This window comes from Sulfitobacter dubius (assembly GCF_900113435.1).
Taxonomy (GTDB): Bacteria; Pseudomonadota; Alphaproteobacteria; order Rhodobacterales; family Rhodobacteraceae; genus Sulfitobacter; species Sulfitobacter dubius.
Genome location: NZ_FOPG01000002.1, coordinates 561413 through 585425, shown reverse-complemented (window position 1 = coordinate 585425; position 24013 = coordinate 561413). Strand labels below are relative to the sequence as shown.

The window sequence follows — 24013 nt, the reverse complement described above, 5'->3', positions numbered from 1 at the left end:
GTTGCTGCTGGCCAGTTTCGCGCAGGCCGAGCCGTTGCGCATCGCCACCTTCAACACCGCACTTTCACGCAAAGGGCCCGGCATTCTGCTGCGCGATATCCTGCGCGATGATGACCCAAGCATCGCATCGGTGGTGCAAACCATCACCGCTGCCAATCCCGATATCATCGCCCTCCAAGGCATCGACTACGATCTCGAACTCAGCGCCCTTAATGCCCTCGCCGATGCCCTCACCGCTGCTGGTGCGCCCTACCCACACCGCTTCGCCGCGCCGCCCAATGCAGGCCGTCAAAGCGGTGTCGACCTAGACGGCGATGGCAAGCGCGGCGGCCCCCGCGACGCGCAAGGTTACGGCCGTTTCTTTGGCCAAGGCGCCATGGCCATCCTCTCGCGCTACCCGATCATGACGGCGCAGCTCCAAGACTTCAGCACCCTCCTCTGGCGCGACCTCCCCGGATCACTTTACCCGATCATCGACGGCGCCCCCTTCGCCGGAACCGAGGCGCACGCCACGCAGCGCCTGTCGTCCAACAGCCACTGGTCCCTACCTATCCAGACACCCACCGGCCCCATCACCCTGCTGACATACCACGCCACCCCGCCTGTCTTCGACGGCCCCGAAGACCGCAATGGCCGGCGCAACCATGATGAAACCGTCTTTTGGGTGCACCATCTAGCCGGAGAGATCGGCACCCCGCCCCAAGATGCCTTCATCCTCCTCGGCGATGCCAACCTTGATCCCACCCGCGGCGACGGTCGCGGCAAAGCCATTGCCGCCCTGCTGGCCCACCCATCCATACAAGACCCGCTTCCCGAACACCCCACAGCCAACTGGGCCCAAACCGGCCCGATGCGCGTCGACTACATCCTGCCTTCCCACCACTGGCAGGTGGCCGACACAGGCCTGATCTGGCCTCAGGGTGACGCCGCCAGCCGCCATGCCCTCGTCTGGGTCGATCTCACCCGCTAGGCCCCGCTATCTTGACCCTCCGGAACCCGCAGGCTACCCATCAGCAACCGTATTTTCAGGAGTTCCCCATGGCCAACCCATCCTTGCTCATCCTCCCCGGCGACGGCATCGGCCCCGAGGTCATGGCGCAGGTCACGCGCATCATCGATTGGTTCGGCGAAAAGCGAGATTTGGCCTTCGACGCTGAGCATGATCTGGTCGGCGGTGCCGCCTATGACAAACACGGCACCCCCCTGCACGACGACACGATGGCCCGCGCTCTCGAAGTCGACGCGGTGCTGCTGGGCGCCGTGGGCGGCCCGAAATACGACGACCTCGACTTCTCCGTAAAACCCGAACGCGGCCTCTTGCGCCTGCGCAAGGAAATGGACCTTTTCTCCAACCTGCGCCCAGCACAATGCTTTGACGCGCTGGCCGATTTCTCCTCGCTGAAAAAAGACATCGTCGCGGGCCTCGACATCATGATCGTGCGCGAACTGACCTCAGGCGTCTATTTCGGGGAACCGCGCGGCATCTTCGAGGAAGGCAACGAGCGCGTCGGCATCAACACACAGCGCTACACCGAAAGCGAGATCGAGCGCGTCGCCCGCTCCGCCTTTGAACTCGCCCGCCGCCGGGGCAACAAAGTCTGCTCCATGGAAAAAGCCAACGTCATGGAAAGCGGCATCCTGTGGCGCGAAGTCACCCAGCGGGTCCGCGACGCTGAATACCCCGACGTCGAACTCAGCCACATGTATGCCGACAACGGCGCTATGCAGTTGGTCCGTGCGCCGAAGCAGTTCGACGTCATCGTCACCGATAACCTCTTCGGCGACATCCTCAGCGACTGCGCCGCCATGCTTACCGGCAGCCTCGGTATGCTGCCTTCCGCCAGCCTCGGCGCGCCCAATGCCGATGGCCGGCCCAAAGCCCTCTACGAGCCCGTCCACGGCTCCGCCCCCGATATTGCAGGTCAAGGCAAAGCCAACCCGATCGCCTGTATCCTCAGCTTCGCCATGGCACTGCGCTACTCCTTCGACCAAGGCGAAGAAGCCGCACGTCTGGAAAAAGCCGTCGAACAGGCACTGGCCGACGGCGCCCGCACCCCCGATCTGATGGGCCCCGAAGGCGGCACCCCCATCACGACCGAGGAAATGGGCAACGCGATCCTCAAAGCGCTCGACGCGAGCCTCTAAAGAACCGCGGCGGGGTTCACGCCCCGCCCCTTCCCCCTTCATTCTTTCTTAAATACCCTCGGGGGAGCAGCCGAAGGCTGCGGGGGCAGCGCCCCCTGCCCACACATACGGGGCCGCTCGACAATCGCCGCTTACGTCAGGTCTTGATTAGATAATAGTGCGGCGGATCACGGCTGAGACCCATTCGCTCACAACCACAGTCGCAAGGATCAGCAGCAGGATCACCGCCACCTGATCCCAGGCCAAAATCGCCATTGAGGCGTTCAGCTTCAGCCCGATGCCGCCCGCGCCCACCAACCCGAGGATGGCGCTTTCGCGGATGTTGATGTCCCAGCGGAAAACCGAAATGCCCCAGAGAGCAGGCATGACCTGCGGAACCACCCCATAGGTCAAAACCTGCGCAGGGCCGGCACCCGTGGCCTGGATCGCCTCGATCTGCTTAGGATCGGTTTCCTCAATTGCCTCGTAGAACAGCTTGCCGATGAAGCCGATGGAGCGCAGGGCGATGGCGATGATGCCAGCCAGCAATCCGGGGCCGATAATCGTCACCAGTAACAGCGCCCAGATCAGCGAATTGATTGACCGGGAGGCCACGATGATGAACAGCGCGATAGGCCGCAGGAAGGTCGCCGAAGGCGTGGTGTTGCGGGCCGCCAGCAGGGCGACCGGCACGGCCATGATCACGCCACCAATGGTGCCAAGAGTCGCGATGTTCAGCGTGTCCCAGAGTGGCTGCATCAGCTCGGGCAGGTAGCCCCATTCGGGCGGCAACATGCGCCCGCCAACGTCCTGCGCCTGACGCGGCGCGTCCCAGACAAAGGCCCAGATCGTGGTTTCTGTCATGATCTGCCAGCACCACACAAAAAGTGCAACAAGCGCTAGCCAGCCCATCCAGATCGCGATCCGCTTGGCACGGCTGCGCAGGCACCAGTCCACCGGAAGCATTGAAATGTCGCTCATTGCAGGAACTTTCTGAGATAGCTGGAGCTATATTCGGCCACCATCACAATCGCGATGATGATAAGCAGGATCGCCCCTGCACTGTCGTATTCGTAGCGGTCAATCGAGGTATTCAGCGTGGCGCCGATGCCGCCCGCGCCGACGATGCCAATCACCGCGCTTTCACGGAAGTTGATGTCGAGCCGATAAAGCGACAGGCCAATCAGTCGCGGCATGATCTGGGGCTTGATGGCGTAGTCCAGCAGTTGAAACCAGGTCCCCCCAGTGGCGCGGATCGCTTCTGCTTGGGTTTCGTCGATCTCTTCGATGTCATCAGCTAACAGCTTGGCGATAAATCCAATGGTGGCAAAGGTCAGTGTCAGGAAGCCAGCAAAGGGGCCAAAGCCGAACATCGCGACAAGGAAGATCGCCACGATCACTTCTTGCAGTGACCGGCTTACCGCAACGATGGCGCGGCAGACCAAATAGACTGGTCGCGGCACAAGGTTGCGTGCCGCGCCAATCCCGATGGGCACAGAGATCAACACGCCTACGACCGTAGAGGTCAAAGTCATGGTCAGGCTCTCGATCAACCCTTGGCTGATGTCGCGCCAACGGCTGGTGAAATCAGGCTGTAGGAACCCCATGATGAATCGCTGCCCACGTTCCATCCCTTCGGTGACACGCTGCCAGTTTACCTCAACCGTGCTGAAGGCCAGCACAAGGTACACAAGCACCCCGATTTGCAGCGCAATGCGGAGCCGTCGGTCGGGAACGATCTGATGCGGTCGTCGCCAAGTGGTGGGGTATTGCGCGATCATGCGCCGACCTCGGCAAGCTGGCGCAGGGCGTCGCTTTCGGCTTCGGCTTGCTCATCGTCGCCCTTACGCATGGCGTCCCAATCTTCGGCGCCGTAGATCTCGGTCAACGCGTCCTCGGTCAAGGCACTGGGGGCGTCGTCAAAGACAACCGTGCCGGCCCGCAGCCCGACGATGCGCTGCATGAACTGGCGCGCAAGCGGGACGTCATGGATGTTGACGATGGCGGGTAGGTTACGCTCTGCGCAGATCTCGGTCAGCAGGCGCATGATCTGGCGGCTGGTCTTGGGATCAAGGCTCGCTGTGGGTTCATCCACCAACAGCAAATCAGGGTCTTGGGCCAAGGCGCGGGCGATGCCGACCCGCTGCCGCTGACCACCCGAAAGCGCATCGGCGCGTTTATTGGCATGGGCGAGCAAACCAACCCGATCAAGCAGTTGATACGCGCGCTGAATGTCCGCACCCTCATAGCGGCGGAGAAAGCTCCGCCAGAAGGGGACATAGCCAAGCCGCCCGGACAGAACGTTCTCCATCACTGTCAATCGTTCGACCAAAGCGTATTCCTGAAAGATCATGCCGATCCGGCGGCGCTGTCGACGCAAATCGCGCCCACCCAGCGACACGAGGCTTTTGCCGCCAAGAACGATGTCACCCGCGGTCGGCTCCACCAGCCGGTTGATGCAGCGGATAAGCGTCGATTTGCCAGCGCCAGATGGACCGATCAGCCCCACGATCTGGCCTTTGGGCACTTGCAATGAGACATCTGACAAGGCGGCGTCGCCAGTTCGATAGGTCTTGGAGACGGAGCTGAGTTCAAGCATGAATGGGGCTTTCGATAAAGATGGTCAGGCGGCGCACAGGCCGCCTGACTGGTTTTCCGTCAGAAGTGTTTATTGGCAGTCGTATGCGACGCCGTTGGCCTCGTCGATCTTGCGGATCACGGCCCAATCTTCCTTGAAGGTGATGTCGATGAACTGCGCTTCGCCGTTCTTGCCGAACTCTTCTTCAAGGCCGGTGCCGGACCAGTCAAAGGAGAAGAACGCCTTGCGGATGCTCTCCTGCAGGGCCGGTGTGAGGTTGTAGGCGGTGCCGTAACCCGTGGTCGGGAAAGTCTGCGAGGTATAGATCACGTTCATTTGGTCTTCGGTGACAACGTCACGCTCAATCATGCGCGCCTTGACCGAATTGGCGATCGCCGCTGCGGGGTAGTCTTTGTTAGCGACGCCAAGGATCGAGTTATCGTGTTTGCCAGAGAAGACAGGCTCAAAATCGCTGCCCGCTTCCATGCCGAAATCGGCTTTCAAGATCGCGGAGGGCGCTTTGAAGCCTGAGTTCGAAGTCTCGGAAGTGAAGGCCATTTGGCCACCCTTGATGTCTTCGACAGCTTCAATCCCAGAACCCGGATGCGTGATGATCTCCATTTCGTAACCGAAAGAGCCGTCTTCCGCCGCCATCATGGCAAAGGGGCGAAAGCCTGCACAGGCCACGGCCAACGGATTGGAGCCGGTGTTGAAGCCCGCAACATGCAAGCGACCTGCGCGCATCGCTTCGATCTGCGCAGCGTTCGACTGAACGGGGAAGAATTGCACTTCTTTGCCGGTAACCTCGCTCATATGCGCAAGGAACTCAGACCAAACATCAGCGTAAACGGCAGGGTCTTCGACCGGGGTATAGGCGAAGATAAGTGTCGAGGGATCGATCTGATCAGCGGCATCTTGTGGGATGTCGGCGATCAAGTCGCCATCCGCGTCAGAATAACGTTCTCCAAGTTGAAATTCAGCCATAGCCGGTACGGCGCAAAAGGCCGCGATGGTTGCGCCTGCGATGCTATTGGAAAGAAGGGACATGATATCTCCGTCGGATGTGCGGTCGGTGCCGCGTAAGGAAAATGGCAGTCTTCCCGCGCCCTGCCGAACAGCGAGGCGCGTGACCACGCCAGATTGGGCGCAGTCATTTTGTTATTTCACGTAGAGTAGATTTATCAAGCTCACCGTAGCGCGAATTGGCCAAAAAACCGTTTTTTTACAAAAACTTCACATTCAGGAACTCTTCCGGCGGCGTTGTATTACGATCAAAGCACAGGTGCCAAAATGAACGGCAATGCATGAAAATGGCGATTTTTCCCTCGGCCAGTTCTGTTTATAAATTTTTCAATTCAATATTTCATGAATTCACAAAACTGAAACAAACTTTCGTTAGCCCGACGCTGAGCTGCAAACATCGACAGGAGAATATCTGCTCATGCGTACTCTATCCCTCACCACCCTTGCCCTTGCTTTGCCGGGTATGGCTTTCGCCCAAGACGCCGTCCAGGTTGACGGCTCTTCCACGGTTTTCCCGGTGTCCGAAGCCTTTGCCGAAGAATACCAAACCGCAACTGGCAACCGCGTGGTGGTCGGTGTTTCCGGCACCGGCGGCGGCTTTAAGAAATTCTGCCGTGGCGAGACCAGCTTCTCGGGTGCCTCGCGCCCAATCAAAACCGAAGAAGCCGACCTTTGCGCGGAAAACGGCATCGAGTTTCTGGAAATGCCGGTCGCGATGGACGCGCTTGCCGTCATCGTGAACCCAGAAAACCCGCTAACCTGTATGAGCGTCGAAGAGCTGAAGACAGCCTATGAGACCGAAGCGCAGGGCAAGATCGATAACTGGAACCAGTTGAATACGGAATACCCGGATCAGCCGCTGACCCTATTCGGGGCAGGCACAGACTCAGGCACCTATGACTATTTCACCTTTGCTGTGATCGGTGAAGAAGGTGCTTCGCGCGGGGATTTCACTGCGACCGAGGATGACAACATTACTATTCAAGGTGTGTCGACTGACCCCGATGCCATCGGCTTTCTTGGTCTAGCCTATGTCGAAGAAAACCGCGGCCGCGTGAAGCCTTTGGAAATCTCCTACAACGGCGGCGATTGTGTTGAGCCTTCGACCGAGAATGCAGCATCGGGCACCTACCAGCCGCTGACGCGGCCGCTGTTTATGTATGTGAACAAAGCCCACCTTGATGAGATGCCGAATGTCGAGGATTTCGCCAAGTTCTTCTTCGATCCGGCCCATGCCATCGATTTGGTGTCCTCCACCGGCTACCTCGCACTTCCCGAAGCGGCCTTTACCGCAGCGGAAAAAAAGATTGCGGCCCGCAAGACCGGCTCATTCTTTGACGGCGGCTCCAAGGTTGGCGTGACACCTGACGATCTTCTGGCGGCGAACTAAGCATCGCGCCTTTGCGGCGGGCCGTTGGGTCCGCCGCGCATTTCTTCACGACCGAACGAGGACACGCGTGCCTAATTCTTCCATCCCCACCTCTGCCGAGTTGATCCAAAGCGGTTTCGTCCGACGCCGAAAATGGATCGCGCGCGGTATGAAGACCTTTTTGTTCCTTTGCGCGGCCCTGTCTGTCTTTGTGACCACGGCCATTGTCTTTGTTCTGGTCCGCGACTCTTGGGACTTTTTCGCGAATGTCCCGTTGTTTGATTTCCTCTTCGGCACAATGTGGACACCGGTATTTGCCAACCCTCAATTTGGCGTGCTGCCGCTCTTGGCTGCGACGCTGCAAACCGCAGGGCTGGCAATGGCAATTGCCGTCCCCTTCGGCCTGATCATGGCGATTTACCTCAGCGAATATGCGCGGCCCGCAGTGCGCGAAACGATCAAACCCGCGCTAGAGATGTTGGAGGCCGTGCCAACGGTGGTCTACGGCTATTTCGCCCTTTTGGTCATGACCCCTTTCTTGCAGGGCTTCGTCCCTGGGTTGAAAGGCATCAATTTGTTGGTGCCAGGCATCATCCTTGGCATCATGATCCTGCCTTACGTCGTTTCTGTCAGCGAAGACGCGATGCGCGCCGTGCCCAACAGCCTGCGCGAAGGCGGCTATGGGCTGGGTATGGCGAAATGGCAGGTGGCCACACGGATCGTCATTCCCGGTGCCTTTTCCGGTATCACTGCGGCCTTCATTCTTGGGATGTCACGCGCGGTGGGCGAAACCATGGTGCTGGCTGTCGCGGCAGGGCAGAACCCGAACCTGACATGGGATCCCCGCGAAGGGGCCGCGACCATCACCGCCTATATTGTGCAGATGAGCCTCGGCGACGTGGCCCATGGTTCGATCGCCTACCAGTCGATCTTTGCCGTCGGTTTGCTGCTTTTCGTCATCACGCTGCTTTTCAACATCATCGGCTTCTATCTGCGCCGTAGATTCCGCGAGGCGTATTAAGATGAGCACCACTACCCAAGGCGCGTTGAGCGCCGCAACCACCAACCAAACTGCCTTTGATGCCGTTCGTAAGGCCAAGCAAAAAGACATCCTTTTCGCCACCGGCGGGCTTGTTGTTATGGCGCTGGCCATGACGCTGCTGCTGGCGCTGATTGGGGATTTGGTCATTCGCGGCGCCACGCGCATCGACTATGGTTTCTTAACCAGCTACCCCTCTCGGTTGCCTGAACGGGCGGGCATTCTATCGGCATGGGTCGGCTCATTGCTGGTGATGCTGGTGACCGCATTTCTCGCCATCCCCATCGGCATTGGCGCGGGGCTCTATCTTGAGGAATATGCCCGTAAAGGGTGGCTGTCGAATTTCATTGAGATCAATGTATCAAACCTCGCTGGGGTGCCGTCGATCATCTATGGCCTGCTCGCGTTGGGCCTGTTTGTCTATGGCTTTAGCTTGGGCAAGACGATCCTTGTCGCAGGGATGACATTGGCCCTGTTGATCCTGCCGATCGTCATCGTTTCAATCCGCGAGGCGGTGCGCGCGATCCCCCGGATCATCAAAGAGGGCGCCTACGGGCTTGGGGCAGATCAATGGCAGGTGATGTGGAGCTATATCATCCCTGCCGCCCGCCCAGGCATCCTGACGGGTGCCATCGTCGGGCTGAGCCGCGCCATTGGCGAAACAGCACCAATCATTACCATCGGTGCGCTGACCTTCATCGCCTTTCTTCCCCCTGCTCCGGTGACCGGCGAATTCCCATTCATCTCATTCGCTTGGCTAAACGACGGTTTCACCGTGCTGCCGATCCAGATGTTCAACTGGGTCTCGCGCCCACAAGCGGAATTCCACGTCGCTGCCGCAGCTACCGGCGTGGTTCTGATCGCGCTGACTTTCTCGCTCAACGGGATCGCGATCTGGATCCGCTATCGACTGCGCCAAGGCTATAGGAACTGACCCATGACGGATACCACCATGACCATAGACAAGACAAAGACGGATACGCAGCCGGCGGCCCCCACTAAGGCCGAGCCCGACATGCCGCCCGCCATCAAACCCGCGGCAGAGCGCGATCCGCTGCGCGCACGAATTGAGAACTTTAGCTTTTACTACTCGAACGGCTTTCAGGCGATCAAACAGGTCGACATGCCAATTCTTGATCGCAAGATCACCGCAATCATCGGCCCTTCGGGCTGTGGCAAGTCGACCCTGCTGCGCAGCCTCAATCGGATGCATGACCTCTATCCCGGTAACCGCTATGAGGGCAAAGTGATCCTAGAGCCCGAGGGCGAGAACCTGATCGGGCCTGAGGCCGACCCCGTGCTGGTGCGCCTGCGGGTGGGGATGGTGTTTCAAAAGCCCAACCCCTTTCCAAAGTCGATCTATGAAAATGTTGCTGCCGGGCTCCGCGTGCGGGGGATCAAAAAACGCGCCGTGATCGATGAGGCCGTCGAAACCGCCCTCCGCCGTGCCGCCATTTGGGATGAGGTTAAGGACAAACTGCACGGCTCGGCCTATGACCTTTCTGGCGGGCAACAACAGCGCCTTTGCATCGCACGCGGGCTGGCACCCAACCCCGAAATCCTGCTGCTGGATGAGCCGACCTCCGCCCTTGATCCGATCGCCACCGCGAAGGTCGAAGACCTTGTACAGGAGCTGTCGGAAACCGTGACCATCGTGATCGTCACCCACAATATGCAACAGGCCGCGCGGATCTCGCATCGGACGGCGTTTATGTATCTGGGCGAGGCGATCGAGTTTGGGGACACAAACCAGATATTCACCAATCCCAAACACCCCCGCACGGAAAGCTATATCACGGGCCGATACGGGTAAGCATCATCATGTCCCAGCATCCGCATTTTTTGAAATCCTTTGATGCCGCGCTTCAGGTGCTCCGTCAGAACTTCCAGCAAATGGGAAATATGACAGCCGAGAACTGCGTTTTGGCAACCTCCGCATATCTTGCCCATGACGAGGCACGCGCGCTTGAGGCGATCAACCACGACCTTGATATCGACGAAGCCTTTGAACAATTGCGATCGGATTGTTTTGACGTGCTGCTAAGGTTTCAACCCGTCGCAAAGGACCTGCGGCTGGTCATGGGGATTGAACACGCGGTCGGCAATCTGGAACGGGCCGGGGATCACGCCAAGACCATCGCCCGACATGTGATTGCCACACCGAGACAAATGCTAGCCCCCGAGGATCGCATCCGGCTTGACGAAATGGCGGCTTTGGTCGCGCGCACGCTGGGCAAAAGCGTGATCGCGATGACAGATCATTCAACCGAAGCCGCAAAACAGGTTCTGGCTGCGGATCTGCGGGTTGATGCTTATCGCGACACGGTCTTCGACGCGACGATTGTGGACCTTCAACGGAATGCCGCGCAGGCGCGTGACCACATAGGGCGCATCTTGGTTGCCGTGGCGCTTGAACGGATCGGCGATCACGCCACCAACATCGCAGAAGAGGTATTGTTCGTCTCGCGGGGCGTCGCACCCGGCGCGACCAGAACAGGGTCTGGGATTGGATGACTTGGGGCCGAGCATTGATCGCGGATGAACTCGTATTCGAGTTTGACGACATCGTGCTTGATATAGAATGCCTGCGTGTGCGCCGCGCAGGGCGATTGGTACATCTTGGATCGACTGAGTTCGTCATGCTGGTCGCCTTGATCGAAACCCCCGGCAAGGTCTGGACACGGGCTGCCCTTGTTGATCGCGTTTGGGGCTGGGATGCCAGAGTCGAAGCACGAACGGTTGATGTCCATGTGGCCCGACTGCGCAAGGCGCTTTGCCAAACCGACAAGTCCTATCCGATCCGAACCGTGCACGGCGTTGGCTATGCCCTCGGCTAAGCGATCCATCGCGCTATTGCGGTTGTCTGGCGGGCCGTTGGGATGCTAAATGCGGTTTCTCGGATGGTTTTTCCTCCACGCACAGCCGCCATCCTACTGTTGTTTTAGGTGTTAAGTCCGGTCAGCCATGAGCGAAAAAGAAAACATTGCGGCACTGGCCGCACTGGCCCACCCGGGACGCATGGCAGTCTTTCGGCTTTTGGCCCGGCGCACCCCGGATACCGTTTCGGCGGGGGAGCTGAACGAAGCACTTTCGTTAAAACCCAGCACGCTATCGGTTTATCTGGGAATTCTCACACGCGCGGGCCTTATCCAGCAAACTCGCAGGGGCCGCTCGCTCCACTATAGCATTGATCTCGCGTTAACCGGTTCTTTGATCGAATACCTTGTGACCGATTGCTGCCGTGGTCGCCCAGAACTTTTGACGTCTCTGATATCTCAGCCTCGACCAGACGAAATCACCGGCTCGCAAAAAATCTTTAACGTTCTCTTCGTTTGTACCGGGAATTCCACCCGATCGATCTTTGCCGAAGCGATCCTGAAGGCCGAAGGCGGAGGAAAGTTTCGCGCCTTTTCCGCAGGCACCCGCCCCCGCGCGACCCTTAAGCCCCTCGCAAGTGAGGTGCTGCGCGCCAAGGGGCACGTGATATCGCAGTTCTACCCCAAAAGTTATGACGCCTTCTATGAAGTCTCTGCCCCGCGCATGGATTTTGTCTTTACCGTTTGTGACCGCGCAGCGAACGAAGAATGCCCCCCGCTTTTAGGCCAGCCCGTTACGGCCCATTGGGGCATGACCGACCCCAGCAGGACAGAGGGCACTGAGGCCGAACGCGCCTTAGCGTTCAAGCAGTGCTATGCCACGATGGAGCGCCGTCTAAAGGCATTTACGTCATTGCCGTTTTCCTCCCTTTCGAAAATTTCTTTGCAGCAAGAGCTGGATTTCATCGGACAGACGCCGGAAAAAGTAGACGTTGTTTGAGCGATGTCTGGTGCGGGGCGTATATTTCTACAATTGCCTATGTAGCTGACAATTAACGGCCGGGCGGCGCCCCTAATTCCGTCGCGCCAACTCAATGCAGCCCTTCCAATCTCTGGCCAGACAGCATTTGCCAAACTTACCTAGTTACGCTATGCGCAGCGCATCGGTCGGGCTGTAGCGCAGCCTGGTAGCGCACCTGCTTCGGGAGCAGGGGGTCGGAGGTTCGAATCCTCTCAGCCCGACCAATTTACCTCTCGCATCACAACGCAGTGTCAGTGTTCGCTCCGTGGCAACGGATTTGCTCAACTATAGACCTTGATCAACATCCAAATCCCCATCCCCAACATCATGACATTCTCGGTAAGCGACACAAACCCCAGCGGGACATTGCTGGACCCGCCCACGCAGGCGCATTTAAGTTCGCGTTTATCGACATAGACCGCCTTGATCACCGACACCGCGCCAATCGAGCCGATGACGATCGCGACCGGGGCCGATAGCCAGGTCAATGCACCCGCGGTCATCAAGATACCCGCCAGCGCCTCGCCAAAGGGATAGATCTTTCCATAGGGCACCCAACGCTGCGCCAGCAGGTCGTAGTTCAAAAACATCGTCGAAAAGCTCTCGACGTCCTGCAGCTTTTGCACGGCTAAGAAACACATGGATATTGAAATGAACCACTCAAAGGCACGCAAGGTAAGGATAGTGTCAAAAACATACCACGACAGGCCCAACGCCATCAGAAAAGCCACACCAAAAATCGCGATAACAGGCTGATAGCTTGTGCCTGATTGTTCGTCTTTGGGTATATCCAAGCCAAAATGGACGCGCAGATCATCGTAGCCACCGATCCGCTCGCCGTCGATATAGGTCTGCGGAGTGGTATCGACCCCTTCTTTCGCCATGAAGGCATCCGTCTCTTCACGGGGCGTAAGGTGGTGATCGTCAATGGTATAGCCCTGCCGTTCCAACAGGTCTTTCGACTTCAATCCGTAAGGGCAGAGATGTTGCTCCATCACCATCCGGTAAAGGGATGCGGTCTTGCTATGTCCATTGGCCATCATATCCTCCAGTTTACGCGCTTAGGGCGCGCTGCTGAGGAGGAAACAAGTTTCCAGCGCAGGAGAGTTCCGCAACCTGTGCAAATAGTTCCGCGGGAAACGGATTGCGCTCAGTCCGTCGCACGCGACAGACACGTCCGTTCCGACGGCTTTCAGCAGGGGCTACTTAGATGCGCAGCCGGGATCGTGACCGTCCATGTCAGTGTGTTTTCACTGGTCACTGTCTCTGCTGACCCGTTGACCATGGCAGGTGCCAGCACCGAAAGGACTTTGCTGCCAAAGCCTGTCGTTTTCTTGAGCGAAGGATCAAGGGTGATCCCCGTCTCAGCCCAATGAAAGTGCAGCCCGCCCTTTTCTGTATGAGACCAATGGCAGGAGATATGCCCGTTTACGTCGCTCATCACGCCGTATTTTGTGGAATTGGTCGCCAATTCATGCAGCGCCATACCGATCAGTTGCAAAGCTTGCGGGCCCAGCGAAACAGGAGGGCCGGCCACATCGACAACGTCGTCTTGTCCATGCAAAAACGGGTCTAACTGCGCCCGAACCAGCTGGTCAAGGTCAACGGACGACCACCCCCCATCGACCAATAGGTCGGTCGAACGGGCAAGCGCTTGAATGCGATCCCCGAAGGATTTGTTAAACTCGGCCAGTGATTTGGCAGAATTGGCCGTTTGACGCTGCATCGCTGTGACCAATGACAGCATGTTCTTTGCGCGATGAATAACTTCGCGCGACACCAGATCGCGCACCTCCTCAGCCTTCCGCGTGGCCGTCACATCATGGTGAATGTTTGAGATCGAAACGATGTCACCAGAGAGCGTGCGAATGGGCGTGCAGGCAATCGTCACATGGCGCTTTGTGCCATCCTTGGCGACACGTACCGCATCGAACTGGCGCAGATTGCCCGCCACGATCTGATCGCGATACTCAAGCACGCTGGTTGGCCAATCCCGCGGATAGAGCAATTCAACCGACTGGCCCAAAGCCTCCTGTTCGGTATAGCCATAAAGCCGCTCTGCTGCCGGGTTCCAACTGATGATGCACCCTTCCAGATCATAGGTCAGAATCGCTTCGCCCGTGGTGGCGACCAGCGCGGCGAAGGTCTCGGCCTGCAGATGGGCGCGTTCAATGTCATCATGGGCCATGCGTCGGGTGGTCACATTGCGGTGCTGAAGCAACAAACAAGGCACCCCCCGGATCGCCATACGGTTGGCATTCAGTTGAAACCAACGCCGCACACCCGGCCCATCACAGGGATATTCACCCTCAAAGGGCGCGCCGGTTTTGAGCGCTGTCCGAAGCCCGTCCAAAACGGCCTCGGCCTGCACTACGGCGTCCAACACAGCCAATTTGCAGATGTCGAAGTAATTGGCCCCCACATAATGCGACTTCAGGTCACCGCCGTTTTCTTCACAAAAGAGTTTCCAAGCCGTATTGGCCGCCACAATCGTTCCCGTGGCGTCAAGGATCACGACCTCATCGGTCATTGCCTCTATCAATTCAAAATGGCTGGCGTCGAGCGCTACGCTCTGAGTGCTTTGCAACATATCAGTACAATAGCCCAGTTCCGGGACTGGCTAAAGTTAACATAGGTATAATTACCAAGCGCAAACCCGTTGTTCTATCGGGCACCAATGGCCTCAGTCGTGCCAAAAACCGTGTGTTTTAGATCACATTTTCTTTAGCAAACACCTTCTTCCTTGAACCTCCAGCGGGGAAAGGCCGTTAGTCCCTCATACACGCATATGCGTCTGCCTCCGGCAGTGGCGCAATTACGGAGCGAATACATGCTAACACGACGACATTTCATTCAAACAACCACCGCGCTGTTTTCCAGTGCCATCGCCACGCCGCTGATGGCCCGCACCCGCCCCACTAGCGCCGAGAAGGCTGCGTGGGACGCGCGGATCACCCCCGCAGGCTTTGACCCCGCGACCAGCAACCCTTGGGGTGTACACCCGCGCTTCTTGCCGCAGCGCGTGGTTGCCAATGATAACCTACGGGTCGGCGACGTGCACGTGGACGCCGTTGCGCGCTATGTTTACCACATCGAAGAAGGTGGCACCGCGATGCGTTACGGCGTGGCGATTGCGCGCGGCAACCTTTACGAGCCCGGTACTTATACGATCAAGCGCAAGGTGGAATGGCCGCATTGGACACCTACCCAAAACATGATTAAGCGCGATCCAGAACTCTATGCTGGCCTTGAAGACGGCGTACCACCCGGCCCGGAAAACCCGCTCGGCTCGCGTGCGCTGTATCTATTCGAAGGCAACCGCGACACCTATCTGCGCATCCACGGCACCCCTCAGCCGCAAAGCATCGGTGGCCGGGCAAGCTCGGGCTGTGTGCGGATGATCATGGCGCATATCAATCAGCTTTACCCGAATGTGCGGACCGGCTCGACCGCCTACCTCTATTCGGCGGAAGAAAGCGTTGTCGCGCGCAGTTAAGCGATGGCGACAAACGGGGGGCCACCCAGTAGCGGCCCCCCGTTAGCAAGTCAGGCCTTAATTCAAGCCGCGCTTTTGGTGCAGATCGGGTTGCCGCCCACCGCACGGAGCGGCACCAGAGTTGTCTCAACCGGGCCGTTATGTTCGTACCAGTAACAACCATCTTCGGGCCGCAAACGCGCCGTGGACAAGTCTTGGTTTGGCGCGGCAAGGTTAACCACCGCCTCTGACACTTTGCCTACGCGGGCAGGTTTGCCGTCTGGCCCTGTCGCGGGTACCGTACAGCCGGCGACGACCAGCAATGCCGCCCCGATCACATATGTTCCTGTCTTCATCGAAGCCTCTGCCATTCATAATTATATCGCGGGCAATCTGACAGACCGGGTGGGGATTTCAAGCAGCAAGGGGCGCTGGCCTGCTGTTTGAGGCACAAGCTCACACCCTTGTTAAGCCTGCGCCCCTGTTATGCTGCTTGAAGACCGTTGCCGCATCGCAAAATGCCTCCTAAGCGCGGGCCTTACCCTACCGCCAACCAACAGGCTCCAAGCGCCCTCTACAGCAGATTAGGTCTGTTCCGCCGCGAACCCTTTCCCGATGATCGGTCCCGTCGGACGGCCGGTCGGAGACCCTCCAAGGGGTTCAAGCGTGACCTCATAAAGCTGCTCGGCGCTTGGGTCCGGCAGATCGTCAAAGGACAACTGCGCCGCCCCCGCGCCGGTCAATACACCAAGGGATGTGGGGCCCATGTCGGCTGATGGCAGGGTCCAGACTTGCAAACTTCGATCTGCGGGCACGGGCACATCCGCCACGAAACGGACGGTGGCCGTATCATTCCCGTAATCGTCGACAACCGCCTGCGGCACGCCTTGGGCATCCATCAAAACGGCAACGACCTTGGGCGCTGGCGCCGGCTGCATCCACGCAACCCCAAAGCCCACTGCAATACCCGCCAAGGAGGCGGCCAGCATCCCGGCCAGCCACGGCTTGGGCGCGGCGGGCTGGTTCGCGGGCTTTTCTGTCGGCACCCCGGCAAACTGCATCTTAGGCAGTTGGTCTTTGTTGGCCAACTGTTCTGCAACTTGCACGCCAAAGCCTTCTGGCAGGTCCACCGGGGCCGCAGACAGATCAAGCGGCAGCAGACGGTCGCGCAGATCACCGACACGCTGTGCCAGCTCGATATCGCGGGCCATGATCTCTTCCACCAGCGCGGCTTCGGTAGGCGTCAAAAGGCCCAGAACATATTCGTCTGAAAGGGCGATGATCTCTGCTGATAGATCGGTCATGACAAACACTCCTTCAGAGCCTGTAAACCCCTACGGATCAAAGACTTGATCGTACCAAGAGGCACATCCTGCCTCGTTGAGATTTCGGCGTGACTGTAGCCTGCGACATGAGCCAGTAGAATGGCATGGCGGCTTTGACTGTCTAACCCGCCAAGGCAATCACGAATGCGGCTGGGCCCGGCAAGGATTTCCCAGCCTTCTTCGGGGACGATCTGCTGGCGGCTTTCTTGCAATGTCGCAAGATCGGCCGGAGCCAGCGTGCTAAGCCGCTTGTCCCCCCGCAGAATATTCAGACATCGATTGCGCAATATCGCATAGATCCAGCCCCGTGCAGAGCCACTACTGGCGTTGAACTGCTTGGCCTTACGCCACACTTGCAGCATGGCATCCTGAAGCGCCTCTTCGGCCAGATCGCGACGGGCCAGAATACGCTGCGCGACACCCAAAAGCTGTCTACCCTCGCTCTCAAGAATGGCATCGACACCAGCCTGATTACCCGCAGCACAATCGGCAAGCGCCCGCGAAAGCAGAGTGGACCGCGCGTCTGCGTCCGTATCTTTAGCCAAAATGGACTCCTCCCTGAATTCCCACACCGTAATGGGCAACCCCGTCGGAATGAAAGGGAAAGCCTGTCGTGGCAACGCTAATGCGACCGTTAAATTCTGCATAGATTTAACCTCTCTTACCCCTGAAGACACCCGGCGAAGCGATGCGGATGCAATTTTTTCAAAAAACCTGCATCCAATTTTCGGGCTGGCGTGTCTTCGAGATATGGACGGCGATAACCGCCGTGCTTTTGAAGTCCAAACAAAGGGAATTTAACCATGCTTCGTATCGCAGCTTTCTCCACCACAGCTTTGACCCTGTCGCTTTCGGCCGCCGTCGCGGCACCGGCGGTTGGCCTTGTCGGTGAAAAGACATTGGTCATGTTCGACACAGAAACCCTGGCCGTTTCGGGCACGATGGATGTAACCGGCGTTGACAGCCTGCTTGGCCTTGACCTGCGCCCTTCCAACAATACATTGGTCGGCGTCACACCTGACATGCAGATCGTGAGCATTGATCCCGCGTCTGGCGAAGCGACAGAAATGTCGATGATGGACACGCCGCTGCCGGTCGAAGATCAGCCCGTCATCGTAGATTTCAATCCAATGGCCGACAAACTGCGCTTTATGACCGGCACGACCAACCACCGCGTTGACGTCGATACCGGTGCCGTGACCGTCGATGGCAGCCTTGACTGGGAAACCGGTGACATGCACGTCGGCGAAACACCCGCAATTGCCGCCGCCGCCTACGTCAACAGCTACGGCAAACCCGACAGCACCGCGATGTTTGACATCGACTCGACCATCGTTGCCGTGATCCAACAGATCTCCCCCAACGACGGCACATTGGGCGCGATCGGCAAGCTGGGCATCGACGCCCCCGAAGCGGCCTATGCATTCGACATCCAAACCACTGCCGAGATGGAAAATATGGCATGGTTGGTCAACGGCAACACGCTTTACTCCGTTGATCTGGAGACAGGTGCCGCCACCGAAACAGGCATGATCGAAGGCGTCGACGGCATGATCCGCGACATCACCATCCTGCCAGCAATGTAATTTGCGGCGATACCATAGTAGCGGGCCCAAACCGGGGCCCGCTACACGACAGAATTTCTGAATATCTACACGGACCGTGTAGAAGTTTCACGTTTGGAGCGATCAGCCAGCGTTGCAGCGCCTATGATGTGCCCCCTCCTGCAGCCGACGCCCCTCGCGCCTTGCGGCGCAGGCGGAGATCCAATTCCACCGCTCCAAGACTGGAAAACGCAGGCTGAAAGCTGCTTTTGACAAGCGCGAAGACGGCTCAATTCAGGCAATGGCCCTCATTCAGGACCAGAGCGTAAGCGTCACCATAAAAAATAAGGCTCAAGCTGTTTGCTTGAGCCCCATAGTTTTACAATGGCGTCTTGAAAGAAGCTTCGATCAGTTATTGCCGATTGCTTCGTTCATGATTTGGGTCGCTTCGTTTACCCATTCCTCACCGCCGATATCAGCGGCGAAGCTTGGCCAAAGCGCTTTGGCGGCTTCTTGCCATTTTTCTTCGTCCTCAGGTGCACCCGTTAAGGTCATACCGAGTTCCACCAGTTTCTCTTTGGCAGCGGCAGTTTCCTTAGCGGAAACCTCACGCTCATAAGATGCTGCCTCTTCGCCCGCCTTGTCGAGAGCAGCTTGCAGGTCTTCCGGCAGCCCCTGATAGAACCGATCAGATACGATGATCGGTCCTGACCAGATCAGGTAGTGAACCTCGGTGATATACTTCTGAACTTCGTAGAATTTCGAAGAGATCGCGGTGGTATAGGGGTTTTCTTGCCCGTCGATCACACCCTGCTGCAACGCGGGGAAAACTTCGGCCCAAGCCATTGGGATTGGGTCCAGACCCCAAGATTTGAACGTCTCAATGGCGATGTTGTTTTTTGACACGCGAATTTTCAGACCCTTAAGGTCTTCAAGTGTTTTTACTTCGCGTTCTCCATTGGTCAGAACACGAAACCCTTTTTCGAAATAGCCCAGCACACGCACGCCTGCCTCTTTCGGCAGACGCTCGTTAAGCGGGCCTTTGAGGGCATCCATCGCGGCATGCGCTTCCTCGTTCGACGTGAAAGCATAGGGCAGCATCATCACGCCAACGGATGGGGCCAGCGGGACGAGGTTACCTGTATAAAGGATCTCAGACTCAATCGATCCCATCCGCAGCGCCTGCGCTACTTCCTGTTCCGAGCCAAGCTGGTTCGAAGGGAAAATCTGCACATCAATCCGACCGTCGGAGTATTTCTCGACAAGCTCTTCAAACTTCAACGCGCCCTTGTGGGTCGGGTTGTTTTCGTTGTCACCATGGCTCAGGCGCATGGTGTACTCGGCTGCTGCCGCTGGTAGTGCGACCAACAGGGCAAGCGCCGCCGTGGATAGGCTCTTCGTTAGGTAGTTCATGGTTCTCTCCTCCAGTAAAAAATCAATTGATGAAGCCCATCAGTCTGGGCAGCCATAGCGTCAGTTCTGGGATGAAGGCGACAAGCACCATCACCAGTATTTCTGCGCAAAGGAATGGAATTGATGCTTTCGACACGCGCTCGACCGTGGTGTTCCCAATCTCTGCCGCAACAAAGAGGTTCACCCCCAATGGCGGTGTGGAGTAACCGATCTCACAAGCGATGACGAAGATGATGCCAAACTGAATCGGATCGATCCCGACATTTGCCACCACGGGCAGAAGCAGCGGAGTGAGGATAATGATCTGCGTGAGCGTCTCCATCCACATCCCGATGAAGACCAGCATCAGCAACACCAGCAGGATCAGCAGGACCGGGTTCGAAACGGCATCAATCAGATAGCCAGACACCATCTGCGGCACTTGAAACATCGACAACATCCGCCCGATGATCCGCCCTGTGACCAGCACCAGCATCACGGTCCCAGTGATCCGCACCGCATAGACCACGGCATCGAAGAACAATCCGAGCTTGATCTCGCGGTAGACAAACACCCCGACCAGCAACGCATAAAGCACGGCCACGACCGATGCCTCAGTCACCGTGAAGACACCGGTGTAAATTCCGCCCAAAATGATGATGGGCGCGGCCAAGGCCCATTTTGCTTCCCATGCGGCCTGCCGGATATGGGACAGGCTGCGCTCATTCACGCCACCAGAGCTGTAGCCGCGCTTGACCGAGATGAAGCGGCTGGTCATCCAAAGCGCCACGGCCAGCATCAGCCCGGGCACGACGCCCGCCACAAACAACGCGCTGATCGACGTTTCCGAGGTGATGCCATAGATAATCATCGGGATCGAAGGCGGGATGACCACGCCGATCCCCCCCGCCGAAGAGGTGATCGCCGCGCCAAACCCCTTGTCATAGCCATCTTTGATCATAGCGGGGATCATGATTGACCCGATGGCGGCCGTCGTCGCCGGACCAGACCCCGAGATTGCCGCAAAGAAGGTACACGCGACGATTGTCACGGTCGCCAAGCCGCCCGGCGCTGGTCCGACGATTGCCCGGCTAAAGCCGATAAGCCTGCTCGTCAGGCCGCCCTTCTCCATCAGGGTGCCCGCCAGAATGAACATCGGCACGGCGATGATGGTGAATTCGTCCACCGCTGAGTAAGCCGTCTGTACAAGGTAAGACATGGGCATATTGGCCGAAGCCATAGTGACCACGGCGGCAAATCCGATGGAGACCGCCACAGGAACGCCCAGCAGCAGCAGAACAACGAAAGAGCCTGCCATCAAGAGTGTCGGATCCATCGTTATTCTCCGATCCGCGAGTCGACGGGCCCTTGCCCGGTTCGCCATCTACGCAGCATGACCTGCACGATGCGGACCGACATAAAGGCAAAGCCCAGCGGCACGATCATCTGAACCCAAACGAGATTGATGCCCGTCGTTTGCGAAATATAGGGGAACTCAAACATTGATACCGTGAAATGGTAACCGTGCCAGATCACCACCGCATTGAAGGCAAGCCAGATCACGTCCGCCAGCGTTAGCATGACCAATCGGGCCTTGGGCGGCAGCATTTCAATATGCAGCGACACACGGATGTGCCGGTCACCTGCAGCAGCAATGACAAAACCAAAATAGACGGCCCAGACAAAGGCAAAACGGCTTACTTCTTCAAGCCAGCTAAACGACCGTCCCATACCGAACCGAGCAATAACCTGAAAGCCGAGCAACACGACCACAAGGGTCATCAGAAGCGCCCCCAACCATTCTTCAGGCGTGCGGCCTCCAAGGTACCTACGCATTCATTCTCTCCTTTGAAAACGCGCCTATCTCTGCGCGGCAGGTGGCCGGGTCTGCGCAGGCAAGGGTCTTCACCCATTTAGCAACGCTGGCAGAAAACCCGCTATCCGCCTGCAAGCGCGGAGACCAGATCGGCAGGGCAAGAACTGCCTGCGCAAGATCTGTGGCAGAACCGTCATGGCGCTCTCTCAATTCGGCGACCGTTCGGCCCAGCGGATCTTGAGTGACCACGCCGTCTGCATCGGGGGTCATATTGCCTGCTTGCAAGGCCCACCCTGCCAAGACCATGGCCTGCGGTTCTGCGCAGAGCCCGCGTTTGATCCGCTCGGCGGCTGGCGCCCCAATTCGCTGAGGCAACTTGAAACTCGCGTCGCTGGCGATCTGGTTGAGCGGGTGATGAATGGTCGGGTTTTGCAAGCGCTTTAGGCTGGTGCCCGCATAGTCCGAAACGCTCTCGCCAGCGGGGCATTCCAATGTGTCAGACTGCGACGCAAAGAAGATTGCCGCCCAATCTTGCAAGGCAGGATCCATTGCGGCGCCATGCGAACTCTCGTGTCCACAAAGACGCCCCAGTTCGGCATAGGAAGATTGGATGCCGTTCAGCAGGCGGTGCTTCATATGCTCATAAGGCGCCAGCACATCAACGATCTGTACGCCGACATCCTCAAAGGCTGGGCGGTCAGAAGCGAAACGATTTTCAATGACCCACTGCCGGAACGGTTCAGCGACCACGCCAAGCGAACTGCGATGACCACAAGCTGCCTCGAGCCATGCGCGCCCCGCGTCTGACATAGCCGGAACGATGCGATCCACCATCGACGTGGGGAATGCCACATTCTCCTCAAGCCATTTGGAAAGGTTCGGGAAAGTGCGGGCTGCATAGTCCCGCAGGACAGAGCCTAGCAAAAGCCCGTTGTCAGCCACGTTGTCACAGCTTGCCAAGGTGATCGGACACCCGCCGCTGCGGCGACGTTGCTCCAGCATCCATGCTAGATAGCCAATCGCTGTAGTTGGCGTTTCCGGATTGGCCAAATCCGCGCCAACTGCGTTCAGATCAAGGTCCATGCTGCCTGATAAGTGGCAATATCCCTTTTCAGTGATCGTCAGCGTGGCGAATTCAATATCGCTCCAATCGACGCCACGGGCGTCTTGCGCATCCCAAAGCTGAAGCAACGTGCCGATCGGTCGACAAACGGCGCCATCGTCATCTTCTTTAAGAAGTACATAGTTCGCGCCTTCAGCCGCATGGGTGCCTGCGATATCCGGTGGCGTCAGATTGATGCCCACCACGCCCCAGCTTGGGCCGTTCGCTTCACGTGCAAGATCGTCATAGTACTCTTGCTGGTGCGCGCGGTGAAATGCACCAACTCCGATATGCGCGGCGCGCGGGCGCAGTTTGCTGCGGTCATAGGCGAAGTTGCTAATCATCAGAAATGTACCATGACCTTTAGCGCATCGGTCTTATCCAAGGCGCGGTCAAAGGCAGCATCCGGGTCGTCGAGCGACATGTCTGCCGATATCATCGGGCGCAGATCGACCTCTTCCGCAACAATCTGACGGACGGCCTCTGCAAATTCATCGATAAACCGATATGTGCCAACCAGCTTGATCTCTCGGGTTAGCAGTTTGGCGAAATCTACCGGTGCTTTCGGGGGCAAGAAGCCGACCTGAACCACTGTGCCGCGCGGTTTTGACGCCGAGATTGCCATGCTGAGAGCAGGGGCCGCGCCTGACGCCTCGAAAACAGCATCGCAGCGGGGCGTATCGGTCAGACCAGCCATCGCCGCTGGATCAGCCGCATCAAACACTTCATCTATGCCAAGTGCTTTGGCGCGCTTGAGCGCTGCCGGTGCAATATCACTCATTAAAATACGCGCGGCACCCGCTGCGCGTGCAGCGGTGGCACACATTTGCCCTATCACACCTGCCCCGGTGACCAACACAGTGGCTCCGCGCAAATCGCCCGCCATAGAGACCGCATGCAGGGCGACGGCATAAGGCTCAGCCATCGCCACATGGCGCATGTCGGTATCCGCCGGCAGCTTGATGCACTGGCGCGCTTCCACCACCAAGCCGCTGGCGAACCCACCGTCGCAATGCGGAAAACGTGCTGCGCTGCCCATAAAGGACATGTCAGTGCACAAGTTGGACAGACCCCGCTGGCAATAATCGCATGTCTGGCAGGGCAGCGCGGGAGTTACCGCGACTTTATCGCCGGGCGCGAAATCTGCCACGCCCTCGCCCACACCGGAAACGACAGCGGAAAACTCATGGCCCAAAACCATTGGGCCGCGCAGGATCGAATCGCCAACTTGCCCGTGCTCGTAATAGTGAAGATCTGACCCGCAGATACCGCCGTAAGCGAATGAAAGTAGAAGCTGACCCGCCATTGGAGAAGGCGTCGAACACGTTTCTATCGCGATATTTCGCGCCCCGTGAATCACACAAGCTTTCATAAATCCCCCTCCTCGTT

General features: G+C 58.1%; 26 protein-coding genes and 1 tRNA gene. 13 read left to right on the top strand and 14 right to left on the bottom strand.

Annotated elements, in window-relative coordinates:
• Window position 1: 1 nt before the first annotated feature.
• Together BM229_RS11545 and leuB are read left to right on the top strand one after the other, a co-directional pair.
• Complete coding sequence (locus BM229_RS11545) at window positions 2-970, top strand: endonuclease/exonuclease/phosphatase family protein (RefSeq protein WP_093927777.1); 969 nt, start codon at window positions 2-4, stop codon at window positions 968-970.
• Between the two features lie 68 nt (window positions 971-1038).
• Window positions 1039-2145 (top strand): 3-isopropylmalate dehydrogenase, encoded by a 1107-nt coding sequence (gene leuB / locus BM229_RS11540; RefSeq protein ID WP_093927776.1) that lies wholly within the window; start codon window positions 1039-1041, stop codon window positions 2143-2145.
• 147 nt (window positions 2146-2292) lie between these two features.
• Here the strand turns inward: leuB and phnE (BM229_RS11535) are convergent, their stop codons facing one another.
• The 4 genes from phnE (BM229_RS11535) to phnD all read right to left on the bottom strand — a co-directional run bounded on the left by phnE (BM229_RS11535) (window position 2293) and on the right by phnD (window position 5749).
• Window positions 2293-3105 (bottom strand): phosphonate ABC transporter, permease protein PhnE, encoded by an 813-nt coding sequence (gene phnE / locus BM229_RS11535; protein ID WP_093927775.1) that lies wholly within the window; start codon window positions 3103-3105, stop codon window positions 2293-2295.
• The gene (phnE, locus tag BM229_RS11530) at window positions 3102-3905 is read right to left on the bottom strand and encodes a phosphonate ABC transporter, permease protein PhnE (RefSeq protein WP_093927774.1); all 804 of its coding nucleotides are present in this window, start codon (window positions 3903-3905) and stop codon (window positions 3102-3104) included. Before phnE (BM229_RS11530) ends, phnE (BM229_RS11535) begins: the two co-directional genes overlap by 4 nt.
• Complete coding sequence (phnC, locus tag BM229_RS11525) at window positions 3902-4723, bottom strand: phosphonate ABC transporter ATP-binding protein (RefSeq protein ID WP_093927773.1); 822 nt, start codon at window positions 4721-4723, stop codon at window positions 3902-3904. The genes phnE (BM229_RS11530) and phnC overlap by 4 nt, the downstream gene beginning before the upstream one ends.
• A gap of 69 nt (window positions 4724-4792) precedes the next feature.
• Window positions 4793-5749, bottom strand: coding sequence for a phosphate/phosphite/phosphonate ABC transporter substrate-binding protein (gene phnD, locus BM229_RS11520; protein ID WP_093927772.1), 957 nt, complete (start codon window positions 5747-5749; stop codon window positions 4793-4795).
• Between the two features lie 394 nt (window positions 5750-6143).
• Between phnD and BM229_RS11515 the strand changes: the two genes are divergently transcribed.
• The 8 genes from BM229_RS11515 (at window position 6144) to BM229_RS11480 (ending at window position 12194) form a co-directional block, all read left to right on the top strand.
• Window positions 6144-7115, top strand: coding sequence for a PstS family phosphate ABC transporter substrate-binding protein (locus BM229_RS11515; RefSeq protein ID WP_093927771.1), 972 nt, complete (start codon window positions 6144-6146; stop codon window positions 7113-7115).
• Window positions 7116-7182: 67 nt separating this feature from the next.
• Window positions 7183-8115, top strand: a complete 933-nt coding sequence (pstC, locus tag BM229_RS11510) for a phosphate ABC transporter permease subunit PstC (protein WP_208604069.1) — start codon at window positions 7183-7185, stop codon at window positions 8113-8115.
• Window position 8116: 1 nt separating this feature from the next.
• Window positions 8117-9067: a phosphate ABC transporter permease PstA gene (pstA, locus tag BM229_RS11505; RefSeq protein ID WP_093927769.1), complete on the top strand. Its 951-nt coding sequence runs from the start codon at window positions 8117-8119 to the stop codon at window positions 9065-9067.
• Between the two features lie 81 nt (window positions 9068-9148).
• A complete protein-coding gene (pstB, locus tag BM229_RS11500; protein WP_093927973.1) occupies window positions 9149-9946 on the top strand; it encodes a phosphate ABC transporter ATP-binding protein PstB in 798 nt (265 codons plus the stop codon).
• An 8-nt stretch (window positions 9947-9954) separates the two neighbouring features.
• Window positions 9955-10647, top strand: a complete 693-nt coding sequence (phoU, locus tag BM229_RS11495; RefSeq protein ID WP_093927768.1) for a phosphate signaling complex protein PhoU — start codon at window positions 9955-9957, stop codon at window positions 10645-10647.
• On the top strand, window positions 10644-10970 hold the full coding sequence (locus BM229_RS11490; RefSeq protein WP_093927767.1) for a winged helix-turn-helix domain-containing protein: 327 nt from the start codon (window positions 10644-10646) through the stop codon (window positions 10968-10970). Before phoU ends, BM229_RS11490 begins: the two co-directional genes overlap by 4 nt.
• Before the next feature lie 127 nt (window positions 10971-11097).
• On the top strand, window positions 11098-11949 hold the full coding sequence (locus tag BM229_RS11485) for an arsenate reductase/protein-tyrosine-phosphatase family protein (RefSeq protein ID WP_093927766.1): 852 nt from the start codon (window positions 11098-11100) through the stop codon (window positions 11947-11949).
• Window positions 11950-12117: 168 nt separating this feature from the next.
• Window positions 12118-12194, top strand: a tRNA-Pro gene (locus tag BM229_RS11480).
• Window positions 12195-12251: 57 nt separating this feature from the next.
• On the opposite strand, the gene BM229_RS11475 is transcribed toward BM229_RS11480, so the two are convergent.
• Both BM229_RS11475 and BM229_RS11470 read right to left on the bottom strand, forming a co-directional pair.
• Complete coding sequence (locus BM229_RS11475) at window positions 12252-13013, bottom strand: MauE/DoxX family redox-associated membrane protein (protein ID WP_093927765.1); 762 nt, start codon at window positions 13011-13013, stop codon at window positions 12252-12254.
• A gap of 149 nt (window positions 13014-13162) precedes the next feature.
• Entirely contained in the window at window positions 13163-14560 is a 1398-nt protein-coding gene (locus BM229_RS11470) for a sensor histidine kinase (RefSeq protein WP_093927764.1), read from the bottom strand.
• Between the two features lie 240 nt (window positions 14561-14800).
• Between BM229_RS11470 and BM229_RS11465 the strand changes: the two genes are divergently transcribed.
• The gene (locus BM229_RS11465) at window positions 14801-15466 is read left to right on the top strand and encodes a L,D-transpeptidase (protein WP_093927763.1); all 666 of its coding nucleotides are present in this window, start codon (window positions 14801-14803) and stop codon (window positions 15464-15466) included.
• A 62-nt stretch (window positions 15467-15528) separates the two neighbouring features.
• Here BM229_RS11465 and BM229_RS11460 read toward each other — a convergent pair whose 3' ends face one another.
• The 3 genes from BM229_RS11460 to BM229_RS11450 form a co-directional block, all read right to left on the bottom strand.
• Window positions 15529-15801: a hypothetical protein gene (locus BM229_RS11460; RefSeq protein WP_093927762.1), complete on the bottom strand. Its 273-nt coding sequence runs from the start codon at window positions 15799-15801 to the stop codon at window positions 15529-15531.
• 228 nt (window positions 15802-16029) lie between these two features.
• Window positions 16030-16749: an anti-sigma factor gene (locus tag BM229_RS11455; protein ID WP_093927761.1), complete on the bottom strand. Its 720-nt coding sequence runs from the start codon at window positions 16747-16749 to the stop codon at window positions 16030-16032.
• Complete coding sequence (locus tag BM229_RS11450) at window positions 16746-17315, bottom strand: sigma-70 family RNA polymerase sigma factor (RefSeq protein ID WP_244152161.1); 570 nt, start codon at window positions 17313-17315, stop codon at window positions 16746-16748. The genes BM229_RS11455 and BM229_RS11450 overlap by 4 nt, the downstream gene beginning before the upstream one ends.
• A 31-nt stretch (window positions 17316-17346) precedes the next feature.
• Here BM229_RS11450 and BM229_RS18230 point away from each other — a divergent pair, with 31 nt between their 5' ends.
• Window positions 17347-17571: a hypothetical protein gene (locus BM229_RS18230; protein WP_167360226.1), complete on the top strand. Its 225-nt coding sequence runs from the start codon at window positions 17347-17349 to the stop codon at window positions 17569-17571.
• A gap of 2 nt (window positions 17572-17573) precedes the next feature.
• Window positions 17574-18356 carry a DUF4394 domain-containing protein gene (locus BM229_RS11445; RefSeq protein ID WP_093927759.1) on the top strand — a complete coding sequence of 261 codons (783 nt, stop codon included), beginning with the start codon at window positions 17574-17576 and terminating at the stop codon, window positions 18354-18356.
• A 366-nt stretch (window positions 18357-18722) separates the two neighbouring features.
• Here BM229_RS11445 and BM229_RS11440 read toward each other — a convergent pair whose 3' ends face one another.
• From BM229_RS11440 to BM229_RS11420, 5 genes are read right to left on the bottom strand one after another with little or no spacing between them, the layout of a single operon-like run.
• Window positions 18723-19727 (bottom strand): TRAP transporter substrate-binding protein, encoded by a 1005-nt coding sequence (locus BM229_RS11440; RefSeq protein WP_093927758.1) that lies wholly within the window; start codon window positions 19725-19727, stop codon window positions 18723-18725.
• A 22-nt stretch (window positions 19728-19749) separates the two neighbouring features.
• Window positions 19750-21042 carry a TRAP transporter large permease gene (locus tag BM229_RS11435; RefSeq protein WP_093927757.1) on the bottom strand — a complete coding sequence of 431 codons (1293 nt, stop codon included), beginning with the start codon at window positions 21040-21042 and terminating at the stop codon, window positions 19750-19752.
• Window positions 21043-21044: 2 nt separating this feature from the next.
• Entirely contained in the window at window positions 21045-21542 is a 498-nt protein-coding gene (locus BM229_RS11430; protein ID WP_244152160.1) for a TRAP transporter small permease, read from the bottom strand.
• A complete protein-coding gene (locus BM229_RS11425; RefSeq protein ID WP_093927756.1) occupies window positions 21535-22968 on the bottom strand; it encodes a mannitol dehydrogenase family protein in 1434 nt (477 codons plus the stop codon). The genes BM229_RS11430 and BM229_RS11425 overlap by 8 nt, the downstream gene beginning before the upstream one ends.
• Window positions 22968-23930: an L-idonate 5-dehydrogenase gene (locus BM229_RS11420; RefSeq protein ID WP_244152159.1), complete on the bottom strand. Its 963-nt coding sequence runs from the start codon at window positions 23928-23930 to the stop codon at window positions 22968-22970. Before BM229_RS11420 ends, BM229_RS11425 begins: the two co-directional genes overlap by 1 nt.
• Window positions 23931-24013 lie beyond the last annotated feature (83 nt).